This is a genomic window from Sphingopyxis sp. (genome assembly GCF_050916055.1).
In the GTDB taxonomy this organism is placed as follows: Bacteria; Pseudomonadota; Alphaproteobacteria; order Sphingomonadales; family Sphingomonadaceae; genus Sphingopyxis.
The window spans coordinates 1779613-1804968 of record NZ_CP051527.1; the positions used below are offsets into that span (position 1 = coordinate 1779613).

Annotated in this window: 24 protein-coding genes; 17 read left to right on the top strand and 7 right to left on the bottom strand. The window is 64.9% G+C overall.

The window, feature by feature from the left end; genetic code table 11:
• Nucleotides 1–289 precede the first annotated feature (289 nt).
• Entirely contained in the window at nt 290–445 is a 156-nt protein-coding gene (locus HEQ22_RS08680) for a hypothetical protein (RefSeq protein ID WP_432770778.1), read from the bottom strand.
• Between the two features lie 110 nt (nt 446–555).
• Between HEQ22_RS08680 and HEQ22_RS08685 the strand changes: the two genes are divergently transcribed.
• The 8 genes from HEQ22_RS08685 to phoB all read left to right on the top strand — a co-directional run bounded on the left by HEQ22_RS08685 (nt 556) and on the right by phoB (nt 9263).
• Nucleotides 556–1509: an HTH domain-containing protein gene (locus HEQ22_RS08685; protein ID WP_432770779.1), complete on the top strand. Its 954-nt coding sequence runs from the start codon at nt 556–558 to the stop codon at nt 1507–1509.
• A gap of 98 nt (nt 1510–1607) precedes the next feature.
• Nucleotides 1608–2960: a hypothetical protein gene (locus tag HEQ22_RS08690; RefSeq protein WP_432770780.1), complete on the top strand. Its 1353-nt coding sequence runs from the start codon at nt 1608–1610 to the stop codon at nt 2958–2960.
• Nucleotides 2961–3116: 156 nt separating this feature from the next.
• Nucleotides 3117–4166 carry a substrate-binding domain-containing protein gene (locus tag HEQ22_RS08695; protein ID WP_432770781.1) on the top strand — a complete coding sequence of 350 codons (1050 nt, stop codon included), beginning with the start codon at nt 3117–3119 and terminating at the stop codon, nt 4164–4166.
• 240 nt (nt 4167–4406) lie between these two features.
• On the top strand, nt 4407–5783 hold the full coding sequence (gene pstC / locus HEQ22_RS08700; protein ID WP_432770782.1) for a phosphate ABC transporter permease subunit PstC: 1377 nt from the start codon (nt 4407–4409) through the stop codon (nt 5781–5783).
• Nucleotides 5776–7032, top strand: a complete 1257-nt coding sequence (pstA, locus tag HEQ22_RS08705) for a phosphate ABC transporter permease PstA (RefSeq protein WP_432770783.1) — start codon at nt 5776–5778, stop codon at nt 7030–7032. The genes pstC and pstA overlap by 8 nt, the downstream gene beginning before the upstream one ends.
• Nucleotides 7033–7034: 2 nt before the next feature.
• On the top strand, nt 7035–7817 hold the full coding sequence (gene pstB, locus HEQ22_RS08710; RefSeq protein ID WP_432770784.1) for a phosphate ABC transporter ATP-binding protein PstB: 783 nt from the start codon (nt 7035–7037) through the stop codon (nt 7815–7817).
• 25 nt (nt 7818–7842) lie between these two features.
• On the top strand, nt 7843–8565 hold the full coding sequence (phoU, locus tag HEQ22_RS08715; protein ID WP_432770785.1) for a phosphate signaling complex protein PhoU: 723 nt from the start codon (nt 7843–7845) through the stop codon (nt 8563–8565).
• Nucleotides 8565–9263, top strand: coding sequence for a phosphate regulon transcriptional regulator PhoB (gene phoB / locus HEQ22_RS08720; protein WP_432770786.1), 699 nt, complete (start codon nt 8565–8567; stop codon nt 9261–9263). Before phoU ends, phoB begins: the two co-directional genes overlap by 1 nt.
• Nucleotides 9264–9335: 72 nt before the next feature.
• Here phoB and HEQ22_RS08725 read toward each other — a convergent pair whose 3' ends face one another.
• Both HEQ22_RS08725 and HEQ22_RS08730 read right to left on the bottom strand, forming a co-directional pair.
• Entirely contained in the window at nt 9336–9683 is a 348-nt protein-coding gene (locus HEQ22_RS08725) for a GntR family transcriptional regulator (protein ID WP_432770787.1), read from the bottom strand.
• A gap of 71 nt (nt 9684–9754) precedes the next feature.
• Entirely contained in the window at nt 9755–10336 is a 582-nt protein-coding gene (locus HEQ22_RS08730; RefSeq protein WP_432770788.1) for a nitroreductase family protein, read from the bottom strand.
• 187 nt (nt 10337–10523) lie between these two features.
• On the opposite strand from HEQ22_RS08730, the gene HEQ22_RS08735 reads away from it, so the two are divergent.
• The 5 genes from HEQ22_RS08735 to HEQ22_RS08755 all read left to right on the top strand — a co-directional run bounded on the left by HEQ22_RS08735 (nt 10524) and on the right by HEQ22_RS08755 (nt 16231).
• Nucleotides 10524–12143 (top strand): peptide MFS transporter, encoded by a 1620-nt coding sequence (locus HEQ22_RS08735; RefSeq protein WP_432770789.1) that lies wholly within the window; start codon nt 10524–10526, stop codon nt 12141–12143.
• A 3-nt stretch (nt 12144–12146) separates the two neighbouring features.
• Nucleotides 12147–13556 (top strand): amidohydrolase, encoded by a 1410-nt coding sequence (locus HEQ22_RS08740; protein ID WP_432770790.1) that lies wholly within the window; start codon nt 12147–12149, stop codon nt 13554–13556.
• A gap of 131 nt (nt 13557–13687) precedes the next feature.
• Nucleotides 13688–14959 (top strand): amidohydrolase family protein, encoded by a 1272-nt coding sequence (locus HEQ22_RS08745; protein ID WP_432770791.1) that lies wholly within the window; start codon nt 13688–13690, stop codon nt 14957–14959.
• A 52-nt stretch (nt 14960–15011) separates the two neighbouring features.
• Nucleotides 15012–15719: an NnrU family protein gene (locus HEQ22_RS08750; RefSeq protein WP_432770792.1), complete on the top strand. Its 708-nt coding sequence runs from the start codon at nt 15012–15014 to the stop codon at nt 15717–15719.
• The gene (locus HEQ22_RS08755; RefSeq protein WP_432770793.1) at nt 15716–16231 is read left to right on the top strand and encodes a DUF1003 domain-containing protein; all 516 of its coding nucleotides are present in this window, start codon (nt 15716–15718) and stop codon (nt 16229–16231) included. The genes HEQ22_RS08750 and HEQ22_RS08755 overlap by 4 nt, the downstream gene beginning before the upstream one ends.
• A gap of 225 nt (nt 16232–16456) precedes the next feature.
• Here the strand turns inward: HEQ22_RS08755 and HEQ22_RS08760 are convergent, their stop codons facing one another.
• On the bottom strand, nt 16457–16858 hold the full coding sequence (locus HEQ22_RS08760; RefSeq protein WP_432770794.1) for a MerR family DNA-binding protein: 402 nt from the start codon (nt 16856–16858) through the stop codon (nt 16457–16459).
• A gap of 41 nt (nt 16859–16899) precedes the next feature.
• Between HEQ22_RS08760 and HEQ22_RS08765 the strand changes: the two genes are divergently transcribed.
• Genes HEQ22_RS08765 through HEQ22_RS08780 form a run of 4 tightly spaced genes read left to right on the top strand, consistent with a single transcriptional unit; the run spans nt 16900 to nt 20953 of the window.
• Nucleotides 16900–17637 carry a MauE/DoxX family redox-associated membrane protein gene (locus HEQ22_RS08765; protein ID WP_432770795.1) on the top strand — a complete coding sequence of 246 codons (738 nt, stop codon included), beginning with the start codon at nt 16900–16902 and terminating at the stop codon, nt 17635–17637.
• Complete coding sequence (locus HEQ22_RS08770) at nt 17634–17948, top strand: hypothetical protein (RefSeq protein WP_432770796.1); 315 nt, start codon at nt 17634–17636, stop codon at nt 17946–17948. Before HEQ22_RS08765 ends, HEQ22_RS08770 begins: the two co-directional genes overlap by 4 nt.
• Nucleotides 17949–18000: 52 nt before the next feature.
• Complete coding sequence (locus tag HEQ22_RS08775; protein ID WP_432770797.1) at nt 18001–19329, top strand: hypothetical protein; 1329 nt, start codon at nt 18001–18003, stop codon at nt 19327–19329.
• Nucleotides 19330–19387: 58 nt separating this feature from the next.
• Nucleotides 19388–20953, top strand: coding sequence for an alkaline phosphatase D family protein (locus HEQ22_RS08780; protein WP_432770798.1), 1566 nt, complete (start codon nt 19388–19390; stop codon nt 20951–20953).
• A gap of 167 nt (nt 20954–21120) precedes the next feature.
• On the opposite strand, the gene HEQ22_RS08785 is transcribed toward HEQ22_RS08780, so the two are convergent.
• The 3 genes from HEQ22_RS08785 to mutL form a co-directional block, all read right to left on the bottom strand.
• Nucleotides 21121–21918, bottom strand: a complete 798-nt coding sequence (locus HEQ22_RS08785; protein ID WP_432770799.1) for a DUF1206 domain-containing protein — start codon at nt 21916–21918, stop codon at nt 21121–21123.
• A gap of 102 nt (nt 21919–22020) precedes the next feature.
• Complete coding sequence (locus HEQ22_RS08790; protein WP_432770800.1) at nt 22021–22533, bottom strand: hypothetical protein; 513 nt, start codon at nt 22531–22533, stop codon at nt 22021–22023.
• A gap of 803 nt (nt 22534–23336) precedes the next feature.
• Complete coding sequence (gene mutL, locus HEQ22_RS08795; protein WP_432770801.1) at nt 23337–25169, bottom strand: DNA mismatch repair endonuclease MutL; 1833 nt, start codon at nt 25167–25169, stop codon at nt 23337–23339.
• Nucleotides 25170–25356: the final 187 nt, after the last annotated feature.

Below are 25356 nucleotides of genomic sequence, written 5' to 3' on the forward strand. Positions count from 1 at the left end.
CCGGAGCCGTGATCTTTGTGCCTTTGTGCCTTTGTGCCTTCGTGCGAGAAATCTCTTTCTCCCTTCCTTCTTCGCGCCTTTGCGCCTTTGCGTGAGACCCTTCTACCCCACCACCCGCGCCGTCACATCGGCGGAGAAAATCCGCATTACCGGCGGCTGCGGCGAGAGGGCGCGCACGTCATCCCGGACTTGATCCGGGATCGGCGACGAAGGCGCCCGACGCGGGAACCGCGAAGTGGGCGCGCACCGCGGCCACATCCGCCCATTCCTCGACAACGACGAGGCGACTTTAGTCCGACTGTCCCGAGCGAAGTCGAGGGATATGGCAGTTATGCACCAGACACCCCGCCTCGCCGCGCGACCGCGCGCTATGCTCGGCGCCGAGCGCGATCATGCGCTCGCGATGCTCGCGGGTCAGGATGACGTGGCCGGTGATGAGGATCATGGTCTCACGACAATACGGGGGCGGCATCATTGACTAGGCAATATGAGAAGCTAATTTGTCAGCTATATGGGGGAAATTCAATTGAATTGCCGATTTAGACGGTCTGAGACTTGGCGGAGACGTATGCCTTGATTTCAGACTCTTACCTCGAAATCGCCGAAGCTGTCCTCAAGCTTGTACGTCGACCCATGTCGACGCGAGAGATGGTGAAGTTAGCATATTTGCATCGCCTCATGCCACCTCACCTTCATGGAAAAACGCAGCATAAGACGCTTGGCGCTAGACTAAGTGAAGATATTCTAACCTATAGAACAAGAAGTAGATTTTTCAGGAACCGTCCGGGAAAATTTTTTCTACGGGAGCTGATAAAAGACAAAACTATCCCTTCAGAATTTCGATCCACCGTTGTAGCTCGCAGGAGAAAAAGAGAGCTTAAACGAAATAATGTTTTGTGCATTGATCCGAACAAATTGAAAAATTACGCGATTCAAAGTGGAGTAATAATTTCCCCCGATGAATGGTCCGCACTCATAAAGACCAATGCTATATCGTATGAAAAATACGACAATGCCCGAGAAAAAGGTCTTTATCCCGTGATGTCCTACCCCATAATTATGAGAAATGAGGAGATATTGATACATTCAAAAGGAGCCTATGCAGAATCAAGACAAAACTATGTCGGAAAATTAATGATCGGATTTCCGATTCCAATATGCCACGATGATTTGACGCTTCTGGATCAAGACGATCATGGGGCGATAAGCGCAGGCCTTACGGCTGTCGCAATGGATCTGGATCTCGAATTTTCCCCAGAGTTTCCAGCATTTGAGCAAAGCGCCGACCTAATCGGGATTGTCGCCGCCCCCAGTGACGAAACTGGAATCGTACTTTTCGCCGTAGTTTCGGTGACGGCCGTAGAACGCTTTCAACCTTCGGGTCGCAGGCTTGCGGTGGGGTCGCTGCATTGGAGAAGTCTTGGCCAATCGGACATCAGTTCAGGCGATTTTGACCCTGCATCAATGTTTCTCATGAAGAAACTTGGCACAGATATACTAATTTACTAGATATGCAGAGGTCACCTTTTTCTTTGGAGGAAGAGCGATACCTAATCGCTCAGCTATCGCATTCTGATGACCGGATTGCGACCAAAGCGCTTCAGTGGATGTGCGATCGGTTGAGAAAAGGATTCTATTTTACCGATGCAACGAAAGTCCGGGCGACGGTCAAATTCTGTACGTTCCGAACGTCGCAAAACGCGAAGCGGTGGGCGGTAAATGGCTTATCCGAGTTAGGGTACAGCAGTGACGTGGACGCTGCACTAGCTTTAGCACCGCAGGCCAACGAAGACCCCGATCTAATGGCCGCAATCGTCGGGGCCGTTTATGCAAGCCGTCCAGAGGACGAAGCATCCGCTCTGCTTGAACAAGCTGGAATACCTCCAACGGGACTAAGTTTGATCGCTTCCGCGCGATTTAGCCATTCGCAAAAAACAAAATTGGTCCAGACTCTGATTCCTTTGGAGGCATCAAATTCAGCGGAACTACGGGCAGCAATTGTCTTGGCCGGTACCGATCACGCGCCCCAACATATGTTCCATAGGAAATTTACTAACGCGATTTCACTTGGGCAACTCAATCAACATGACGTGCCGTCTGTCAGCAAATACTCTATATGGGCCATAACTCAGCTCGATCTAGGGTTTTCTTGCTTAACTTTACCCATTGCGGACATTGAAGGATGCGCGCCAGAAGTTCGGAAATGGATGTTTCGTCTCTTGTTTCGAGATGCGACGTCACTTCAAAAACATCTGGAGATGATCGACGTCGCTCGGAAGGATGGCAGCAGAGAGGTTAGAGAGGAGGCAGCAATTGGCCTTCGCGAGACTTTTGTAAATGGCATCGAGAATAGGGTCATTGAATGGTTCTTTCGGGAAGATCATGACGAAACAAAAAATGCCCTTCTCGATCACATGGCTGCACATTGTAGCCAGAGCGAACAATACAAGTCTATTGTTTTAGATTTTTACAGATCTTCTGGGTTCAAATCTGACGCAAGAAATAGGATAGAGGCGGCATCTATAAAGACCGATCTTTATAGAGAACTTAGAATGATTGAAATGGAAGATGAGCAAGGCAGGTTGTTTGCGAATGATAATTTTGGGAAGGGATCGACAATGGTCAATAATAACCAGAATTTTATTGGAAATCAGATTGGTGCCGTGACCGGCTCGGGAGACATTAACACGGACACGCTGTCCGCAGTTGCACAGACGGACGAGGCAACAAGACAGATATTGCAGAAAGTGCTCCAGATCTTGCCACGCCTGTCTGAGGAAGATCAAGGCGTAGGGATGCTTCTGGTGAAAGAAATTGCCGAAAACCCTGGCAAGTCAACGTGGCAGAAATTTTTGGGCTTCCTATCGGGAGCCAAAAAAACGATCGACGCCACTGGCGGGTTTGCGGGGAGCATTGATGGGCTAGTTGGCGAAATCACCGACCTCGTTAACATGGGATGATAGCCAACAGCTCTCCGCTCTGGCCGTCTCCAATCCATGACACTTCCATGACACTCCCTGTCACATACACGTCACACAAAACCCTCAAATGGCGCTCAGCGAGTCGCCGCGGGGGTGGTGGCTTGGTTCGGTAACGACCCCCGACAGGATTTATCGATGTTGCAGAAATTCGCCCTGATCGCCGGCGCCGCCACTTGCGCGCTGGCGCTGTCCGCTTGTCAGGACCAGGCGTCCTCGGGCGGCGCGTCGCGCGATTATATCAGCGCCGTCGGCTCTTCGACCGTCTATCCCTTTGCCACCGCGGTCGGCGAAAAATTCGCCGAAGCGACGGGCAACAAGACGCCGAAGATCGACAGCACCGGCACCGGCGGCGGTTTCGAGCGCTTTTGTTCGGGCGTCGGCGGCGACACCGCGGACATCGCCAACGCCTCGCGCCGGATCAAAAAGAAGGAGTTCGACACCTGCGTCGCCAATGGCGTCAAGGATATCGTCGAAATCCAGATCGGCATCGACGGCATCGCGCTGGGCGAGGCGCAGCGCGGCCCCGGCTTCAAGCTGACCGAGGAAGACGTGTACAAGGCGCTGGCCGCGAACCCCTATGGCAAGCCCAACACCGCCAAGACCTGGGCCGACGTCAACCCGGCGCTGCCCGCGGTCGCGATCTCGGTCTTTGGCCCGCCGTCGACCAGCGGCACCTATGACGCGTTCAAGGAGCTGATCCTGGGTGCCGGGTGCGATGCGAACCCCGAAATGAAGGCGCTGAAGGCCAGCGACAAGGACGCGCACGAGGCGACCTGCACCACGCTGCGCGGCGCGCCCTTTTATGTCGAGCAGGGCGAGAATGATAACCTCATCATCTCGAAGCTCGACAAGAACCCGACCAGCCTGGGTATCTTCGGCTTCAGCTATCTCGACGCGAACAAGGACAAGATCAAGGCGGTGCCGGTACAGGGCGTCGCCCCGACCTATGCCGCGATCGCCGATGGCAGCTACCCCGGCTCGCGCCCGCTGTTCATCTATGTGAAGAAGGCGCATGTCGGCGTGATCCCCGGCCTGGCCGAGTTCGTCGCTGAGTTTTTGAAGGGCGCCGGCGACGGCGGTTACCTCGCCGCCAAGGGCCTGATCGCGTCGCCGAAGGCGGTCGCCGACAAGGCGGCGGCGAACGGCACCGGGATGACCGCGCTGAGCGGTGATGAACTGAACTGACTTCCCCCCGCTGGCGACCGGGACGGGTTTCGGCCCGGTCCGGTTGCCGGTTTTTTGGACCCGCCTACCCCCGTTCGCCCGGCCCCTCTTCCCGTTCGCATTGAGCGAAGTCGAGATGCCCCGAAGGACTGCATGACCGATGGGTGTCTCGACTTCGCTCGACACGAACGGCCATATGGGCTCGACACGAACGGAAGCTGGGTGCTCGATGCAAAACGAAAAACCGGGAATCACTGAAACGTGACCTTCAACGCCGCCGCCCTGTTGCTGCTCATCGCCGGCCTTGCCCTGATCGGCTGGCTCGCCGGGCGCGCGCGCTCGTCGATGCTGGCGGGGCGCGCGGGCGCCAAGCTGCATTCGCGGCCGCAATATCATGGCTGGTACGTGGCGCTGTGGCTGTTCGCCCCCGCCGCGATCTTCCTGGCGGTGTGGAGCGCGGTGTCGCCGGGACTGGTCACCAACGCGGTGCTGGCGAGCGACGCGGCGGCGAACCTGCCCGCCTTCGGCTTCGAGCGCGGCGCGATCCTGTCCGATGCGCGCGATGTCGCGCAGGGGCGCAGCGCCGCGGTGCGCCTGCCCGCCGCGGCGCCGCTGGTCGAACCCTATGCCGATGCCGGGCGCGAATATGCGATGATCGGCATCGCCGCGATGCTGGCGCTGGCGCTGGCCGGCGGGCTGTTCGCCTTCACCCGCATCAAGCCCGAATTTCGCGCCCGGACGCGGGTCGAGCGCATCGTCATGGCGCTGCTGCTGCTCGCCTCGCTCGTCGCGATCCTCACCACCTTCGGCATCGTGCTGTCGCTATTGTTCGAATCGATCCGCTTTTTCCAGCTGGTGTCGCCCGCCGAGCTGTTGTTCGGAACGACCTGGGCGCCGCAGAGCGGCGCGCCGCAGGACGACACCTTCGGCGGAATCCCCCTGTTCTGGGGCACGGTGCTGATCGGCGCGATCATCGCGATGATCGTCGCGATCCCGATCGGCATGATGACCGCAGTCTACCTCACCCAATATGCCGCGCCGCGGGTGCGCCAGTGGGTCAAACCGATCCTCGAGATTCTCGCCGGGGTGCCGACGGTGGTCTATGGCTATTTCGCCGCGCTGACCGTGGCGCCGGCGCTGCGCAACTTCGCGGTGATGCTGGGCATCCCCAACGCCTCGACCGAAAGCGCGCTCGCCGCGGGCATCGTGATGGGGGTGATGATCATCCCGTTCGTGTCGTCGATGGCCGACGACAGCATCAACGCGGTGCCGCAGGCGATGCGCGACGGATCGCTGGCGCTGGGCGCGACGCCGAACGAGACGATCCGCCAGGTGCTGATCCCCGCCGCGTTGCCCGGCGTGATGGGCGGCATATTGCTCGCGGTCAGCCGCGCGATCGGCGAGACGATGATCGTGGTGATGGCCGCCGGCCTGTCGGCGAACCTGACCGCCAACCCCTTTGCCAGCGTGACCACGGTGACCGCGCAGATCGTCAAGCTGCTGACCGGCGACCAGGAATTCGACAGCGCCAAGACGCTCGCCGCCTTCGCGCTGGGGCTGGTGCTGTTCATCGTCACCCTGCTGCTCAACATCGCGGCGCTGCGCATCGTCAAAAAGTATCGCGAAGCCTATGACTGACCGGACCGCCCCCACCGACTGGAAAGGCGCCGTGATGCAGAAACGCATCGCGGGCCGCTACGCCGCCGAGCGCCGTTTCAAGCTGCTCGGGCTGCTCGCGGTGCTGCTGTCGGGCGCCTTCCTCGCCTTCCTGCTGTTCGTGATGGTCGGCAATGGCGCGCGCGGCTTTACCTATACGAACGTCGCGGTGCCGATCGATTTCAAGAGCACCCCGCTGACCGTCGATGCGTCGCGGCTGGACGATCCCGACGCCGACCAGCTGATCGCGAACGCCGGGCTCGCCGACATCGTCGCCTTTGCCGCCGACGAGGCGCTGGGAGACGGCGGATCGGCGCTGATCAGCGAAAATGCGTGGAAGGAAGTGCGCAGCGCGATCAAGGACGATCCCGCGCTGCTGAACGGCGAAAGCATGTTCGAACTGCCCGCCGCCTCCGCGGTCGACATCATGGCCAAGGACGGCGCCCGCGGTGCGCTCGGCGCGCGGGTCGATGCGCTGGAGCGCGATGGCAAGCTGTCGACCGGCATCCACTGGCCCTTCTTCAAGAACGCCGATGCGACCGATCCCGCGGTCGCGGGGATCTGGGGGGCGCTCAAGGGATCGGTGCTGACGATCTTCATCGCCTTCATCATCGCCTTTCCGACCGGGGTGCTCGCGGCGCTGTATCTTGAGGAATATGCGCCGAAGAACCGCTGGACCGACCTCATTGAAGTGTCGATCAACAATCTGGCCGCGGTGCCGTCGATCATCTTCGGCCTGCTAGCGCTCGCGGTGTTCATCAACTGGTTCGGTATCTGCCAGGCGAGCCCGCTCGTCGGCGGGCTGACGCTGGCGCTGATGACGATGCCGGTGATCGTCATCGCCAGCCGCAACGCGATCAAATCGGTGCCGCCGTCGATCCGCGACGCGGCGCTGGGGGTCGGCGCCAGCCCGGTGCAGGTGGTGTTCCACCACGTCCTGCCGCTCGCGCTGCCCGGCATCCTGACCGGCACGATCATCGGCATGGCGCGCGCGCTGGGCGAAACCGCACCGCTGCTGCTGATCGGGATGCGCGCCTTCATCGGCGACGTGCCGGGCGGCGTCTGCTCGCCGGCGACGGTGCTGCCGATGCAGATCTTCCTCTGGTCGGACGAAGTCGACCGGGGCTTTGTCGAAAAGACCTCCGCCGCGATTATCGTGCTGCTGATTGTGCTGCTGTCGATGAACGCCTTTGCGATCTATCTTCGCAACAAATTCGAAAAACGCTGGTGACCATGACCCAAGACGATTTGACTATCACCGATCCCAAGATGCGGGCGCAGGGCGTCGACGTGTTTTACGGCGACAAACAGGCGATCAACAATGTGTCGATCGACGTCGGCACCGACCTCGTCACCGCGTTCATCGGCCCGTCGGGCTGCGGCAAGTCGACCTTTCTGCGCTCGCTCAACCGGATGAACGACACCGTCGCGAGCGCGAAGGTGACCGGCAGCATCGAGCTTGACGGTGAGGATATTTACGCGCCGTCGATGGACGTCGTGCAGCTGCGCGCGCGCGTCGGCATGGTGTTCCAGAAACCGAACCCCTTCCCCAAGTCGATTTACGACAATGTCGGCTACGGCCCGCGCATCCATGGCCTCGCGCCCGGCAAGGCCGACCTGGACGTCATCGTCGAACGCGCGCTGGTGCGCGCGGGCCTGTGGGACGAGGTCAAGGACCGGCTGCAGGAAAGCGGCACCGCGCTGTCGGGCGGCCAGCAGCAGCGCCTGTGCATCGCACGCGCGATCGCGGTCGACCCCGAAGTCATCCTGATGGACGAGCCCTGCTCGGCACTCGACCCGATCGCGACGGCCAAGATCGAAGAGCTGATCCACGACCTGCGCGGCAAATATGCGATCGTGATCGTCACCCACAATATGCAGCAGGCGGCCCGCGTGTCGCAGCGCACCGCCTTTTTCCACCTCGGGACGCTGGTCGAATATGGCAAGACCACCGACATCTTCACCAACCCGAAGCAGGAACGCACCAAGGACTATATCACCGGCCGCTACGGGTGATCCGTAGCGCATAAGGACAAGAGTGATGGCATTAACGAACGATCATACGGTCAAAGCCTTCGACGAAGACCTCAACCGCCTGCGCGGGCTGATCAGCGAGATGGGCGGCCGCGCCGAACAGGCGCTGCTCCAGGCGATGACCGCGCTCAACAAGGGCGACCAGGATCTGGCGGCGCAGGTCGTGCGCGACGACAAGAAGATCGACGCGCTGGAGGCCGAGGTCGAACAGCTCGCGGTGCAGACGATTGCTCTCAGGGCTCCGATGGCCGACGACCTGCGCGAGATGATCGCGGCGCTGAAGATCGTCTCGGTCGTCGAGCGGATCGGCGACTATGCCAAGAACATCGCCAAACGCGTCGCGCTGATGGACCAGACGCGGTCGATCGAGGCGATCCCGGTGCTGATGTCGATGTCGAACATCGTCGCCGAGCTGGTCCACGACGCGCTCGACAGCTTTGCCGCGCGCGATGCCGAACTCGCGGTGCGGGTCACCGTTCGCGACAAGATCGTCGACGATTTCTACAACAGCATCTTTCGCACCCTCGTCACCTTCATGATGGAAAATCCGAAATATATTTCGGAGAGCGCGCACCTGCTGTTCGTCGCCAAGAACCTGGAACGCATGGGCGACCATGCGACCAACATCGCCGAGATGGTCTATTATGTCGTGACCGGCGAGCGGATGGAGGAGCGCGAGCGCGGGGAGACCCCCGAAGACAGCGCCGCCGCGGAGCAGGAGCAAGGCTGATGCCGCAACCCGACCTGCTGTTGATCGAGGATGACGAGGCGATTGCCGAACTCATCGTCTGGCATTTCGCACGCGAGGGTTTTTCGGTCCGGCAGACGCCCGACGGCGAACAGGCGCTGGTGCTGGTCGAGGAGCGCGTGCCCGACATCGTCCTGCTCGACTGGATGATCGAAAGCCTGCCCGGTATCGAAGTCTGCCGCCGCCTGCGCCGCAACCCCAAATCGGCGAACGTCCCAATCATCATGCTCACCGCGCGCGGCGAGGAAGAGGATCGCATCCGCGGGCTGGAAACCGGCGCCGACGATTATGTCACCAAACCGTTCAGCCCGCGCGAACTGGTCGCGCGCGTCTCGGCAGTGCTCCGCCGCCTGCGCCCCGCGCTCGCCGGCGAAATGCTGAGCTATGCCGATATCGAGCTCGATTCGGTCGCGCACAAGGTGGTGCGGAACGGCCAGATCGTCGCGATGGGGCCGACCGAGTTCCGCCTGCTGCGCCATTTCATGGAACATCCGGGCCGCGTCTTTTCGCGTGGGCAACTGCTCGACAGCGTGTGGGGCCAGGACAGCGACATCGAACTGCGCACCGTCGATGTCCACATCCGCCGCTTGCGCAAGGCGATCAACCTGCCGGGTACGACCGACATTATCCGGACGGTGCGATCGGCGGGTTATGCGCTCGATTCGGGGAAGAGCGGCTGACGACGCCCTTCGGTCGTTCGTCTTACTGGGTGCCTTACGTGCAGCCGCTTCCGCGGCTCGCGCTGCGCTACATCAAGCTTCGGTGAGGTCGAGCAGCGTCCGCGCGTCGAGGCCGATGCGGCGCATCTGGTCGGCGACCGGCGGCCACACATTGGTGAGGAAATCGGCGCGCATCAGGTCGCGGAGGCGCTCGGTCGCGCCCTCGGCGACGAACATGCCCACCCCGCGCTTGACCGTGACCAGCCCCTCGTCCTGAAAGGTCTGGTACGCCTTGGCGACGGTAAGCGGGTTGGCGCCCTCTTCCGCCGCGAGCGAGCGCACCGACGGCAGCATGTCGCCGTCGCGGAAACTGCCGTCGAGGATGGCATTGGCGATGACGTCGCGCAGGCGCTGATATACGGGTTTGGACTGATCGAGCATGCCGCCTTAATGCCATAAGACAGCAGCACAGTCAAATCACGAAAATTAGCCAATCGCCGCCCGCGTTGAAATTAAATGTCCCAAGCCGCGACGACTTCGTCATAATCGGGCCGCGGCCGTTCCTCGAGCGGTTTGGCGGCGGTGCCGAGGAAGAAATAGCCGACCACCCGGTCGCCCTCGCCTGCCCCGAACGCCGCGGTGACATCGGGGCTATAGGCGGCCCAGCCGGTCAGCCAGCTGCCGACGAAACCATGCGCGTGCGCGGCGTGGAGCAGGTTCATGCCGACCGCGCCCGCCGACAGCTGTTGCTCCCACACCGGAATCTTGGCGCCCGCCACCGGGGTCGACAGCAGGACAATCAGGGTCGGCGCCTGATGCGCGAACTGGTCGAGCGCCGACAGGTCCAGTCCTGCAGCCCCCGGATTTTCGGCGACCCACGCCGATTTCAGCAGCGCGGCGAAGGCGGCGCGCTGGTCGGCGGCGATGGTGACGATGCGCCACGGCGCCAGCTTGCCATGATCGGGGGTGCGCAGCGCGAGGGCGATGATGTCGTGCAATGTCGCCGCATCGGGGCCGGGCGCGATCATGTCGCGCGCCTTGCCCGAACGGCGGGTGGCGAGGTGCGCGCGGAGCGAGGTGGTGTCGTTGAACATGCGGGCAATTTGCCGATCTTCGCGCATATGCGCAAGTGTTGCGAACGATTCGCAACAAGTTTCGGAGATCGCGGCAATGGTTACGCGCGCAATTAGATTCTTCCATTGCGTAATTTTCGCGCTAGGTTGCCCCATAGCCGCGGCGGGGAGCCGCGATCCGAGATAATCGAAAAAAAGGGACGCTTTGATGAAAGATATGGGCCTTTGGGACGAAGGCGACTGGATTGCGGTCATCGCGCTGGTCGTGCTGGGGATATTCCTCACCATCGGGGCGCTGATCGCGGGCAGCAAGAAACCCGAATTCGCCGGCCACCCCAAGGGCCTTTACATGCTGTTCTTTGCCGAGATGTGGGAGCGTTTCTCCTATTACGGCATGCGCGCGCTGCTGATCTTCTACCTGACCCAGCACTGGCTGTTCTCGGACGGCAAATCGACCCTGATCTATGGTGCCTATACCAGCCTCGTCTATATCACCCCGGTGCTCGGCGGCTATCTGGCCGACCGCTACCTGGGGCAGCGCAAGGCGGTGCTGTTCGGCGGCGTGCTGCTCGCGCTGGGGCATCTGTTCATGGCGTTCGAGGGCGTCGGCGGACAGGAAGATGCGACGATCAACGTCTTCTGGCTCGCGCTCGCGCTGATCATCGTCGGCTCGGGTTTCCTGAAAGCCAATATCTCGGTGATGGTCGGCCAGCTCTATCGCCTGACCGACATGCGCCGCGACGCCGCCTACACCATCTTCTATATGGGGATTAACGTCGGCGCCGCGCTCGGCACCATCCTGGTCGGCTATCTGGGGCAGAAGATCGGCTGGGCCTATGGCTTCGGCCTCGCCGGCATCGGCATGGTCGCCGGCCTGATCGTCTTCGTGCTCGGCAAGAACGTCCTGCTCGGCGCCGGCGAAGCGCCGGCCCCGCTGGCCAAGAACAAGGAAATGACGATCTATGCCGTCGGCGTCGGCGCCGTGGCGGTGATGTGGGCGCTCGTCCAGTATCAGGATATCATCCAGAACCTGCTGATCGTCTCGGGCCTCGGGCTGCTCGGCTATGTGCTGTACGAGAGCTTCAAGCTCGACAAGGAACCGCGCGAGCGCATGTTCGCGATCCTGTTCCTGATCGCGCTCAACCCGCTGTTCTGGGGCCTGTTCGAACAGGCGGGCGGCAGCTTCAACCTCTACACCGACCGTTATGTCGACAAGGGCGGCGTGCCCGCATCGGTGTTCCAGTCGATCAACCCCATCTATATCATCCTGTTCGCGCCGATCTTTGCGGCGCTGTGGCAATGGCTGGGCAAGCGCGGGCTTGAACCGTCGGCGCCCGCCAAGTTCGCGCTCGCGCTCGCGCAGGTCGGCCTCGGCTTCCTCGTCTTTGTCTGGGGTGCCGGCACCGTCGGACCCGAGGTCGCGACCCCGGTGCTCTTCGTCTTCCTGCTCTATCTCCTCCACACGACCGGCGAGCTGTGCCTGTCGCCGGTGGGACTGAGCGCGATGAACCGCCTGGCGCCGACCTTCCTGGCGTCGCTGATCATGGGGGCATGGTTCTACATGACCGCGGTCGGCAATTTCGTCGCCGGCAAGATCGGCGAGGCGACCGGCGGCCATGATGGCGCGATGACCAAGGATGCGACATTGAGCATCTATTGGCAGATCGGGCTGATCACCATCGCGGTTAGCGTCGTCATCCTGCTGCTGTCGCCGATCGTGAAGAAGTGGATGCACCTCGACACGCTCGCCGACCGCGACCCCGCGATCCCCGGCACGGGCGAACTCGGCGAGCCGCAGGCTGCCGGCACCCATCCCAAGGGAGCATAAGCGATGATCCGGGGCGTGAAGGGCAGCCTGCTGGCTGCGGTGTCGCTGGCGTTCGCGGGTTGCGCGGCGACGGGGAACGACGCGCGGCCGGCGGGCGACAAGCCCGCCGCCGCCGAAAAGCCGGTCAAGTTCGACAAGGATCCCTACCCATCGACCTATACGCCCTATGGCGGACGGCCGACCGCGGTGCGCGGCGTCACCGTCTTCGACGGCGAAGGCGGCCGGATCGACAATGGCACGGTGCTGTTCGCCGGCGGCAAGGTCGAGGCGGTCGGCGGCGCCGACACCGCGATCCCGGCCGATTACGACGTGATCGACGGCACCGGCAAGGTGCTGACCCCCGGCATCATCGACATCCACAGCCATCTTGGCGATTATCCCTCGCCCAGCGTCGAGGCGCATTCGGACGGCAACGAGGCGACGTCGCCGACGACCCCCGAAGTCTGGTCCGAGCATAGCGTCTGGCCGCAGGACCCGGGGTTCAGCCGCGCGCTGGCGAACGGCGGCGTCACCGCGCTGCAAATCCTGCCCGGCAGCGCCAACCTGATGGGCGGGCGGTCGGTTACGCTGAAGAATGTTCCGGCGCGCACCGTGCAGGGGATGAAGTTCCCCGGCGCGCCTTACGGGCTGAAAATGGCGTGCGGCGAGAATCCGAAGCGCGTCTATGGCGGCAAGGGCCGCGCGCCCTCCACCCGCATGGGCAATTTCGCGGTCAACCGCCAGACCTGGGCCAAGGCGGCGGCGTACAAGAAGAAACTCGACGACGGCAAGGCGGTCGAACGCGACCTGGCGATGGAAACGCTCGCCGGGGTGCTCGGGGGCGAAATCCTGGTCCACAACCATTGTTACCGCGCCGACGAGATGGCGCTGGTCATCGATATGTCGAAGGAATTCGGTTACAAGGTATCGACCTTCCACCACGCGGTCGAAAGCTACAAGATCGCCGACTTGCTGGCCAAGGAAGGCATTTGTTCGGCGATGTGGGCCGACTGGTGGGGCTTCAAGATGGAAGCCTATGACGGCGTGCCCGAAAATATCCCGCTGGTGTACAAAGCGGGCGCGTGCACGATCGTCCATTCCGACGACGCCAACCAGATTCAGCGCCTGAACCAGGAAGCCGCCAAGGCGCGCGCCGCCGGGCGCCGCATGGGCATCGACGTCAGCGACGAAGTGGCCTGGACCTGGCTGTCATCGAACCCCGCCAAGGCGCTGGGCATCGGCGACCGCACCGGCAGCCTGAAGGCCGGCAAGATGGCCGACGTCGTGCTGTGGAACGGCAATCCGTTCAGTGCCTATACCCGCCCCGAAAAGGTGTGGATCGACGGCGCGTTGATGTTCGACGCGATGGATCCGCGGCGCCGGCCGGTCAGCGATTTCGAGCTGGGCCAGCCCGGCGAGGGAGATGTGAAATGAAGAATTCTTTCATGAACTCCCTGTTCCGTTCGCATCGAGCGAAGTCGAGATGCCCATCGGTCGCGCATGCCTTCGGGGTGTCTCGACTTTGCTGGACACGAGCGGCTTTGGGTGGTGCGCTTGTGGGTGCTTTGGCCTGTGTTGGCCCCGCGCTCGCGCAGGACGTCGCGATCACCAATGCCAAGCTGGTCATCGGTGACGGCAGCGCCCCCGTCGAGGGCGGCACCGTCGTCGTGCGCGGCGGCAAGGTCGTCGCTGCGGGCGCCGGGGTTGCGGTGCCGGCCGGGATGCAGAGCGTCGATGCGGTCGGCAAATATGTGACGCCGGGGATCGTCGCGGCGTTCAGCCGCGTCGGGTTGACCGAGGTCGATGCCGTCGGCGGCACCAACGACCGCGCCGCACCGCGCACGCGCTTTTCGGCGGGGCTCGATATTGCACCGGCGCTCAACCCGATGGGATCGTCGATCGCGGTCAACCGCGCCGCCGGGGTCACCCGCGCGATCGTCGCCCCCAGCGGCAGCAGCAATTTGTTCGCCGGTCAGGGCGCCGTCGTCGACCTGGCCGACGACATGGACATGGTCACCCGGCCCCGCGCGCTCCAGTTCGTCGCGTTCGGCGAGGACGGGTCGGCAAAGGCGGGTGGCAGCCGCGCCGCGACCTTCCTGCTGTTTCGCGAACAATTGCTGGCGGCGCGCAGCTATGCGCGCAATCCCGCGACGCTGGCCGAATGGGGCAATGACGCGATGATCCAGCGCGCCGATGCCGAGGCGCTGGTGCGGGTGATCGACGGCACGACGCCGCTGTTCGTCCGCGTCGACCGCGCTGTCGACATCGTCAACGTCCTCAAGCTGAAGGGCGAGTTTCCGGCGCTGAAGCTGGTGCTCGTCGGCGTCACCGACGGCTGGCTGGTGGCGCGCGAGATCGCCGCGGCGCGGGTGCCGGTGCTGGTGTCGCCGCTGACCGACCTGCCGGGCAGCTTCGAACAGCTGGGCGCGACGCAATCGAACGCCGGGCGGCTCGAGGCCGCGGGGGTCGATGTGTCGGTCGGCGTCTTCGACGACGACGACGCGCACAAAATGGGCTATGCCACCCAATATGCGGGCAACCTTGTCGGATTGACGAAGCTGCCCGGCGCCAGCGGACTCAGCTGGGACCAGGCCTTCGCGGCGATCACCAGCGCCCCGGCGCGCGCGGTCGGCATGGAAGGCAGCATCGGTTCGCTGCGTCCCGGCCGCGCCGGCGACGTCGTGATCTGGGACAATGATCCGCTCGAACTCGGCAGCCGGCCGACCGCGGTGTGGATCGACGGCAAGCCGCAATCGCTAACGACGCGGCAGGACCGCCTGCGCGATCGGTATGCGACCCCGCAGGAAGGGGCCTTGCCGAAGGCATACGACCGGTAGGCGCCGCAACCGATCGACAGCGGCACCGGAAAGGGAAGGAGACCATGTCCCGATGCAACCGATGTCGCTGCTGATCGCGACCTGCGTGCTGTTCGTCGGCACCCATTTCGCGCTGTCGCACCCGCTGCGCGCGCCGCTGGCGGGACGCATGGGCGAGCGGTCGTTCCAGATCGTCTATTCGATCGTCGCGATCGCGACGTTCATCATGCTGGTCCAGGCGTGGCGCGGGATGCCGCCCGAACCGCCGTTGTGGGCGGTCGGCGACGGCTTGTGGATCTTTGCCTCGCTGCTCGTGCTGCTGGCGAGCGTGCTGTTCATGGGCTCGCTGGTCGGCAACCCCGCCCTGCCCGCCCCGAACGCCGCCTTCGTCGCGCAGGGCGCGCCGCGCGGCGTCTTTGCGATCACACGCCATCCGATGATGTGGGGGTTTGCGCTGTGGGCCGCCGCGCACGCGCTGGTGGTGCCGACCGCGGCGCAGTTCACCCTGTCGGCGACGATCGCCTTCCTCGCGCTCGCCGGGTCGGCGGGCCAGGACGTCAAAAAGGCGCGGCTGATGGGCGACGCGTGGCGCCATTGGAGCGCCCGCACGAGCTACATCCCCTTCGCTCGCCAGCTGAGCGGGACGACGCCGTGGGGCGACACCATCCCGCGCCCGCACGCGCTGCTGGGCGGGATCGTGCTGTGGCTGGCGGCGACATGGGGGCATGGCGCGCTCGGTTATATGGCGGCGGGCATCTGGCGCTGGATCGGGCACGGATGAACGCCGAGCTGCAAGCGTCGGATCTCGCGCTGCGGCTGCTCGGTCGCTCCTACGACGACCTCGACGCCGAAGAGCGGCGGGTCATTTCGGCCATCGCCGACCGCGCCCCGACCAGCCGCGATGCCGGCGATGTCGACGACCAAAGCGCCGGGTTTGGCGCCCGCCTGTCCGACCGGGTCGCCGCGGTCGGCGGCTCGTGGGGCTTCATCATCGCCTTTACGGTGGTGCTGTTCGGCTGGATGCTGCTCAATTCGGAAATATTGTCCCGCTGGGGCCTCGCCTTCGACCCCTATCCCTTCATCTTCCTCAACCTGATGCTCTCGACCCTCGCCGCGGTGCAGGCGCCGATCATCATGATGAGCCAGAACCGCGCCTCGGCCAAGGACCGGCTCGCCGCCAGCCTCGATTATGAAATCAACCTGCGCGCCGAGCTGGAGATCATGCGGCTGCACCACAAGATCGACGCCTTGGCGGGCAAGATCGACGGATTGGGAGTGGGTGGCGCGGATTGAGGGGGTATGGCCACGACTGATTTGGTTGGGAGCGGCCGTTGCCGGTCCTCCCCGGCACGGGGAGGGGGACCACCCGTAGGGTGGTGGAGGGGTACAGGCAGGCAAACGCTGCGCTCGACACCGCGTGCCCCTCCACCAGCTTCGCTGGTCCCCCTCCCCGTTCCGGGGAGGATCGCTTCGTCGCAACCGGTCGCAAACCGGCGCCCCCCGCGGCCGCACGAAACCCTAAGGCTCGAACGCCGCCAGGATCGGGCAGGGTCCGGTGTCGCTCGCCGCGCATTGATCGGCGAGGCGCGCGAGCGCGGCGCGGGTTTCGGTCATTTGCGCGATCTTGGCGTCGAGGGCATCGATCCGCTGGCGCGCGAGGCGGCGCACGCGGACGCGGTCGTCGCTTTCTTCCAAGGCCAGCAGTTCGGCAATCTCCTCAAGCGTGAAACCCGACGCCTGCGCCGCGCGAATGAATTTCAGGCGGCGCAGATCGTTTGCATCATAGCGGCGGATGCCGCCGCCCCAGCCGTCGCCGCCGCTGCGCGCGGGCGTGCCCATCAGGCCGCGGCGCTGGTAATAGCGGACGGTTTCGACGCCGACGTTGCCGCCCTGCGCCAATTTGCCGATCGTGAGCTGCATCGCTTGACTCCGTACCGTAGTACGGAGGCTATAGGGGGCGTATGACGAAACAGGCAATCCTCTATCGCATGGTCATGCCGGGCCATATCTGTCCGTTCGGGCTGAAGGCGAAGCATCTGCTCAAGCGCCGCGGCTATCGCGTCGACGACCGCTGGCTGACGACGCGCGCCGAAACCGATGCGTTCAAGGCCGAGCATGGCGTGGCGACGACGCCGCAGACCTTTATCGACGGCGAGCGCATCGGCGGCCATGACGATCTGCGCCGCCATTTCGGCCTGAAGGTCGCCGATCCCGACGCGGTCAGCTATCGCCCCGTCGCGGCGCTGTTCGCGATGACCGCGCTGATGGCGCTGGCGGCGAGTTTTGCGGCGTATGGCGATGCGTTCACTTGGCGCGCCGCCGAATGGTTCGTGTCGTTCAGCATGATCGTGCTGGCGCTGCTCAAACTGCAGGACTTGGACAAGTTTGCGACGATGTTCCTGAATTACGACCTGCTCGCGCGGCGCTGGGTGCCTTATGCGTCGATCTATCCGTTCGCCGAAGGGCTGGCGGGGGTGCTGATGACCGCGCACGCGCTGCCGTGGCTGTCGATCCCGGTCGCGCTGTTCATCGGCGGCAGCGGCGCGGTGTCGGTGTTCAAGGCGGTCTATATCGACAGGCGCGCGCTGAAATGCGCCTGCGTCGGCGGCAGCAGCCGGGTGCCGCTGGGCTTTGTCTCGCTCACCGAAAATCTGGCGATGGTCGGCATGGCATTCTGGATGCTATGGATGCTGGCGTGACCATGATCCGCCATCTTTTGCTTGCGCTGTTCCTCATCGGCCTGTCGCTGTCGTCGGTCACGGCGCCGGTGCAGGCCCAACCGGGGAATGCGGACTGCCACGGCGCGATGCCGGTCGAACCGTCGCACCACCAGCCCGATGCCGACGACGGCAAGGCTGCCGGGCATGTCTGCATCGGCTGCGTCGCAAGCACCCCCGCCGCCTTGGTGGCGGCGCCCGCGGCGCTTGCTGCACTCTTGCCGCCGGTGCAGCCGATGGCGGCGCGCGCGGGCGCCAACGCACCGCCGAGCATTCCCCCTCCCCGACCCTGACAGCGCTTAGAAAAACCGAACCCCGATTTACCGATCCTGTCAGGACGACGATATGAAAAAGACGCCTTTGCTGGCGGGCGCTGCTGCGCTCGCCCTCTTCCCCCTGTCCGCCGCGGCGCAGGACCATGATCCCCATGCGGGGCATGCGATGCCCGCCGCCGTAGCCGAAGCCCCCGATGCGGTCGACCATGACGCGATGGATCATGGCAGCATGGACCACGGCACCATGGGCCACGGCAACCCGGCCGGCCCCGCCGAGGGATCGGGCACCGCGCGCCTCCCTGCCAACGAAGGCGGGCACACCGGGCTGCACATCGACGCCGGCGACGACTGGATGGTGATGGCGCACGGCTTTGCGTGGGGCGTCTACACCGATCAGTCGGGGCCGCGCGGCGACGACAAGGCCTATGTCCAGTCGATGCTGATGCTGTCGGCCGAGAAGGAGACCGGCTGGGGCCGCGTCCAGCTGAAATCGATGCTGAGCCTCGAGCCGCTGATGTCGAATGTCGGCTATCCCAATCTGTTCGCGACAGGCGAGACCGCCGGCGGCGAGCCGCTGGTCGACCGCCAGCATCCGCACGACCTGTTCATGGAACTGGCGGCGCGGGTCGACGTCGATGTCGGCGACGATGCGCGGCTGTTCGTCTATGGCGGCCCGGTCGGCGAGCCCGCGATCGGCCCCAGCGCCTTCATGCACCGCGGCAGCGCGCGCTATAATCCGGAAGCGCCGATCACCCACCACTGGTTCGATTCGACGCACATCACCTATGGCGTCGCGACGCTGGGGTATCAGACGTCGCAATTCCAGCTCGAAGGGTCGCTGTTCACCGGCCGCGAACCCGACGAGAAGCGCTGGAACATCGAAAGCCCGCGGTTCGACAGCTGGAGCCTGCGCGGCACCTGGACCCCCTCGCCCGCCTGGGCGGTGCAGGTCAGCCACGGCCGGCTGAAGGAACCCGAAGCGCAGCATCCGGGCGAGGACGAGCATCGCACGACGGCGAGCGTCCATTATGCCAACGGCCGCGGGCTGACCGCGACCGCGGCGTTCAGCGCCAAGAACCGCGACCCCGGCGCCACGCTGACCGCATGGCTCGCCGAGGCGAACTGGGACCTGGACGACCATCACAGCCTGTTCGCGCGGGTCGAGAATGTGAAGAATGACGAGCTGTTCCCGGGCCATGACGACGCGCTTCACGACGTGCCGTTCCGGGTGAGCAAGGTCCAGGCGGGCTATGCCTATCGCCTGCCGCTGACCGGGCCGCTGAACCTCGCGCTCGGCGGCAGCATCGCGGCGTTCGACAAGCCGCGCGCGCTCGACGCGGCCTATGGCAAGCACCCGATCGGCGCGACGGTCTTCGCGCGGCTGAGCATCGGTCATTGATGTAACGCATGGCTGGGCTATCGAGGGGCAGCGATTCGCAGCCCGACGGAGCCCAGCCATGTACAACCGCCGCCATTTCCTCACCGGGGCGACCCTCGCCGGCCTCGCCGCGCCGGCAATCGTCCGCGCGCAGGGCATTTTCCGCGACTTCCCGTTTCAGCTCGGCGTCGCGGCGGGCGATCCGGCGAGCGACGGCTTCGTCATCTGGACCCGGCTGGCGCCCGAGCCGCTGGAACGCCACGGCGGCATGCCGCTGACCAGCGTCCCCGTCGAATGGGAGGTCGCGAGCGACAGCGGCTTTCGCGACGTGGTCGCCAAGGGCACCGAGCTGGCGCGCCCCGAACTGGCGCACAGCGTGCATGTCGAGGTCGCGGGGCTGTTGCCCGACCGCCCCTATTATTACCGCTTCACCGCCGGCGGCGAGCGCAGTCTGCGCGGGCGCGCGCGGACGTTGCCCGCGCCGGGCGCGCGCGTCGAGGCGCTGAAATTCGGCGTCGCCGGATGCCAGCATTATGAGTCCGGATTTTACGGCGCCTACCGCCATCTGGCGCGCGAAGACCTGGCCTTCGTCTATCATTATGGCGACTTCATCTATGAATATCGGCAGGATTATCTGTTCGACGACGGCCTGCCGATCCGCCCGGTGCGCCAATATGCGCAGCGCGCGCTGTTCGACGTCACCGATTTCCGCAACGCCTATGCCCAGACGCTGCTCGACATCGACCAGCAGGCGGTGCGATCGGTCCACGCCTTCCTGTCGAGCTTCGACGACCATGAGATCCGCAACAATTGGGTCGCCGATCGCGACAATTGGAAAATGGGCCTGTCGGGCAACGACCCCGAAGCGGCGCCGCCCGAGGTGTTCATGCTGAAGAAGCAGGCGGCGATGCAGGCGTGGTACGAGCATATGCCGGTGCGCCGGGCGCTGCTGCCGCGCGGCGGCATGGTCGCGGCGCACCGCGAGTTTCGGTACGGCGACCTGATGGCGATGCAATTGCTCGACACCCGGCAGTATCGCGACGACCAGCCGTGCGGCGACGGCTTCAAACCCGCCTGCGTGGACGTGGCGGCAAAGGACGCAGAGGTGCTGGGACGCGAGCAGGAGGCGTGGCTGAACCGCAATCTGGCGCGCGGCGGGGCGACGTGGAACGCGCTGGCGCAGCAGGTTACGATGATGTCGCTCGACCGCCGCCGCAAGCCCGACGAACCCGAGAAAGTGCTGAACCTCGACAGCTGGGCCGGCTATGAAACGCCGCGGCAGCGCATCCTGTCGCGCTTTGCCGGGCTCGACAACAATATCGTGCTGACCGGCGACGAGCATCAGAATTTCTGCGGCGACCTGATACAGAAAGACAAGGTCGTCGGCGCCGAATTTGTCGCAACCTCGATCTCGAGCGGCGGCGACGGCAGCGACAAGCGCGCCGGGACCGACGAATGGCTGGCGCTCAACCCCGAACTCAAATTCGCCAACGATCAGCGCGGCTATCTGGTCTGCGACGTCAACCGCGCGGCGTGGCAAACGCACTTCATGGTCGTCGACCAGGTCACGGCGCCGGTGAACACGCTGTCGAAACGCGCGACCGGCGTTGTCGAAGCCGGCCGCGCCGGGATCACGATGGCGTAAGCGGTTAGCGCGGCAAGCGTTTAATCCGAGCTTTCTGGCCGTTGGTGTCGAGCGAAGTCGAGACCCCTATCGACCTTGCGCCATACCGATGGGTGTCTCGACTTCGCTCGACACGAACGGAAATGAGGGGTTCGGAATGAGGGGCTGCCGATTTACCGCACGCGGCTTTAGCGCGCCGCCGCCTGGAGGCGGGCGACGACGTCCTCGTCGCGAATGCGGCGCCAGCGCGCTTCGACGAAGCTGTGGACGCCGAACAGGAACAGCCCGACCGCGACGAGCGTGTACAGCGTCGGCTGTTCGGTCAGCGACGACAGCGCATCGCCCAGCCCCTTCACCTCTTCCGCCGAGCCGAACCAGCCGGCGCGGACGAGCGAATAGCCGATCACCGCAAAAACGACGGCGCGCGCCGCGAGCCCGGCGCGGCCGACCGGCGCCACCCATGATGGCGCATCGGCGGCAACGCCCTGCATGAACTCGGTCGTCCACGCCTTGGTCGCCTGATGCACCGCGGCGGCGAGAAAGGCGACCCCGACCAGGCCGAGCAAGGTCGCGCCGAGCGGCAGGTCGAGCAGCATGCCCGCCGCCGCCTGTTCCTGTTCGCCGCCCTCGCTGGCCGTTTGCCCCGACGCGAGGCGCGCCGCGGCCCACGCGAGCACGAAATGGGCGATGCCGCTGGCGGCATAACCGATGCGGATCGCGATCCCCTTGGCTTCGGAGCCCTTGCCCTCGCTGTCGAGCGCCGCGCCGTACAGGCGGTAGGCGCCATACAGCGCGAGGCCCGCGGCGAGCAGGATCAGCAGGAAGGCGCCGCCCGGCATATCGCGCACCGACCGGAACACGCCTTGCGGGCTCGCCTCGGTCGCCTTGGCGCTGGTGAGCGCGAAATAGGCGAGCAGGCAATAGACCACCCCCCGGGCGCACCAGCCGGCGCGGGCGAAGGTTTCGAGGCGGCGAAGTCGGTTCATGCGGGCTGCTCCCATCGGGGTGATGCGAGCCGAACGCCCCGCCGTCGCGGCGGTTCCGGCGTCAGACGCCGGAGCCGCCGCATATTCGGGCAGGCAAGTGGATCAGGCGCCGCAGACCCATTCGCCGTCGAAGCTTTGTTCGCCGCCAAAGGTGCGGCTGGCGACCAGCGTCGCGGGATAGGCGGTCTGTTCGTTGCCGGTCGGCGACGACGTCTCGGCGGTGCGCGCGATCGTCAGCTTCACGCCGGTGCCCGACAATTGCATACCCTTTTCGAGCGCGGTGAAGCCGCCCGAACCGGCCACGCGCTGCACGCGTCCGCCGATCTTGACCGCGCCCTGCGCGGTGGCTTGCGGACCGACATCGGCCTTGGCGACCAGCGCCGCGCCGTCCTGGCCTTCGATCGTGAAGCTGCAGCCGAGTTCGCCGTCGAGCGCGAGCAATTCGCCCTCGCCGATCGCCGACAGTTCGATCGGGGCGTCGCCGCCGGTGTTGGGCAGCGTGCTGTCATCGGCGGCGGTCTTGGTCTCGGGCGCCTTCGGCTCGGCGGCAGGCTGGTCCGAACAACCGGCGAGCAAAAGCAAGGCGCCAAGCGGCGCCAACAGAGGGGAGTGCATCGTTTTTTTCTCCTTTGGGTCGCGGGCGTAACGGGCGGCGTGCCCGCTTGTTCCCGGCGATCCTGAGCGTCCTAACGATCGCCCGCCGGTCGTGCAATGTGCATCGGGGAACCGGCGCCGGCTATTTGCGGCTGAGCAATCGTTCGACGTCGGCGATCGGCATTTTTATCTGCGATGGGTCACGAGCCAAGCCGCCGAGAGGGTAGCGATGGTCCGCGGCAGGCGAGGAGGGAATGTGGGGAATGGGGTGGGCGGCGGACGTAGGCTTGGAGGAAGAATTGGTTCGCGCAGCGAGCTTCATTCGGTACCTATGGGCCGGGATTTTTTGTTTCACACAAAGGCACAAAGGCACGAAGATGAAGGTGCGCGGCCGCAAGGCCGCTTCCTCACCATCGCCGCATCGCTTCGCAAAGCTCAAGGAATGAAACCGCTTCGCGGTCAGTACGACATCTTTGTGCCTTTGTGCCTTTGTGTGAAATAATCTTCGCCGCCGCCGGCCCCACGGCGCTCCGTATCGGCAAGTGCGCTGCCTTCGCCTCTTGGGTCCGCAATCGGTCGATTCCAGCCGTGTCAGCCAGATCGTAGCCAATGGCCGATTTGGGGTGGGAAGCGGAGGTTGAGCGATCCTCCCCCGCAGGGTGGTGGAGGGGTACGGGCCCGTATACGCAGCGCTCGACACCGCGTACCCCTCCACCATGCTTCGCATGGTCCCCCTCCCCGTGCCGGGGAGGATCGCTACGTCCGCAACTGGTCGGATGCCGTCTTTCAAATATTTCGCACAGAGGCGCAGAGAACCAGCCCCTTCATTTACGGCCGAAGAGTCGCTCGACATCGCCCATCGCCAGCTTCACCCATGTCGGCCGGCCGTGGTTGCACTGGCCCGAGTGCGGCGTCACCTCCATCGTGCGCAGCAGCGCGTTCATTTCGGCGACGCTGAGGGTGCGGCCGGCGCGCACCGAGCCGTGGCAGGCCATTGTCGCCGCGACGAGCTCGAGCCGTTCGCTGAGCCCCAGCGCGGCGTCGTAGCCGGCGAGATCGTCGGCGATGTCGGTGACCAGCTTGCGGCAATCGATCGCGCCGAGCATCGCCGGGGTCGCGCGCACCATGACTGCGGCGGGGCCGAAGCGTTCGAGTTCGACGCCGAGCGCGGCGAGCTGCGGCGCGGCGGCCTCCAGCCGGTCGCACGCGGGCTCGTCGAGTTCGACGACCTCGGGCAGCAACAGGCCCTGGCTTGGCACCGCCTGCCCGCCCATCCCGCGGCGCAGTTGTTCGAGCACCAGCCGTTCGTGCGCGGCGTGCTGGTCGACGATGACCAGCCCGTCGGCGGCTTCGGCGACGATATAGGTCTGCGCGATCTGGCCGCGCGCGATGCCGAGCGGGTGCGCCTCGCCGGACGGCACCGGCGCATGCGCCGTCTCGGCGCGGCCCATCGGAAGCGCATCATGGGGAAGCGCGCCCGGCGGCGGCGCGAAATCGATCACGCGGTCGTGCAGCAGCGCGTGGGTCGCAGGATCGCCATCGGCGCCGAACAAATGCGTCGCCGGGGCGTGCGGATAGGGCAGATGCGCGGCGAACAGCGTCGGCGCAGGGGGCGCGACCGGCTCCTGCTGCCACGCCGCGAGCGCCACCTCGGCCGGGCGCTGGACGCTGCGAAAGCCATGCTCGTCGAGCGCGCGGCGCAGCCCGCCGACGATCATCCCGCGCACCAACTGCGGATCGCGGAAGCGCACCTCGGTCTTGGCGGGATGGACGTTCACATCGACCTCGCTCGTCGGCACGTCGAGGAACAGCGCCACGACCGGGTGGCGATCGCGCGCGAGCAGATCGACATAGGCGCCGCGCAGCGCCCCGACGAGCAGCCGGTCCTTTACCGGCCGGCCGTTGACGAACAGATATTGATGGTCGGCGATGCCGCGGTTGAAGGTCGGCAGGCTGATCACGCCGCCGAGGTGGAGATCGCCGCGGTCGATATCGACCCCGATGCTGTTCGCGGCAAGGTCGCGGCTGGTCAGCGCCGCGACGCGCGCGACGCGGTCCTGCCCGCCCTGGACGTCGAGCACCCGCCGCCCGTCATGGTCGAAGGTGAAACCGATGTCTGGCCGCGCCATCGCCAGTCGCTTCACGACGTCGAGGCAGGCGGCATATTCGCTGCGCGCGCTGCGCAGGAACTTGCGCCGCGCCGGGACGCGCGCGAACAGGTCGTCGACGACGACGCGGGTACCCGGCGCGATCGCCGCCGGTCCCTCGGCAACCAGCGCGCCATTGTCGATCACCCGGCGCCAGCCGTCGCCGCCGACGATCCGGCTTTCGAGCGTCAGCCGCGCGACGCTGGCGATCGACGGCAGCGCCTCGCCGCGGAACCCCAGCGTCGTCACATCCTCGATCGCGTCGCCCGGCAGCTTCGAGGTCGCATGGCGTTCGAGCGCGAGCGCCATGTCGGCGGGGAGCATTCCGCAGCCGTCATCCTCGACCTCGATCCGCGACGTGCCGCCATCGGCGATTCGCACCGAAATGCGAGTCGCACCGGCGTCGATGGCGTTTTCAACCAGTTCCTTCACCGCCGCGGCGGGTCTTTCGACCACTTCACCGGCTGCGATCCGATTTACGAGCTTTTCCGGCAGGCGGCGTATTGACATGCAGCCTCTCCTAGCGCAGTCGGACGCAAATCGCGACCCACCCGCACAGCCTGATCGACTTCTCCAGCCAGCCCATCGCGGTCGAGCCGGAATCTCTCCCTGATTTGGACCTGTTGCCGGCCGGGCAGGCGGATTCAACACGACAGGGGCGCACGCCATCCGGGGTGCGGCTTCGATGACAGGAAGC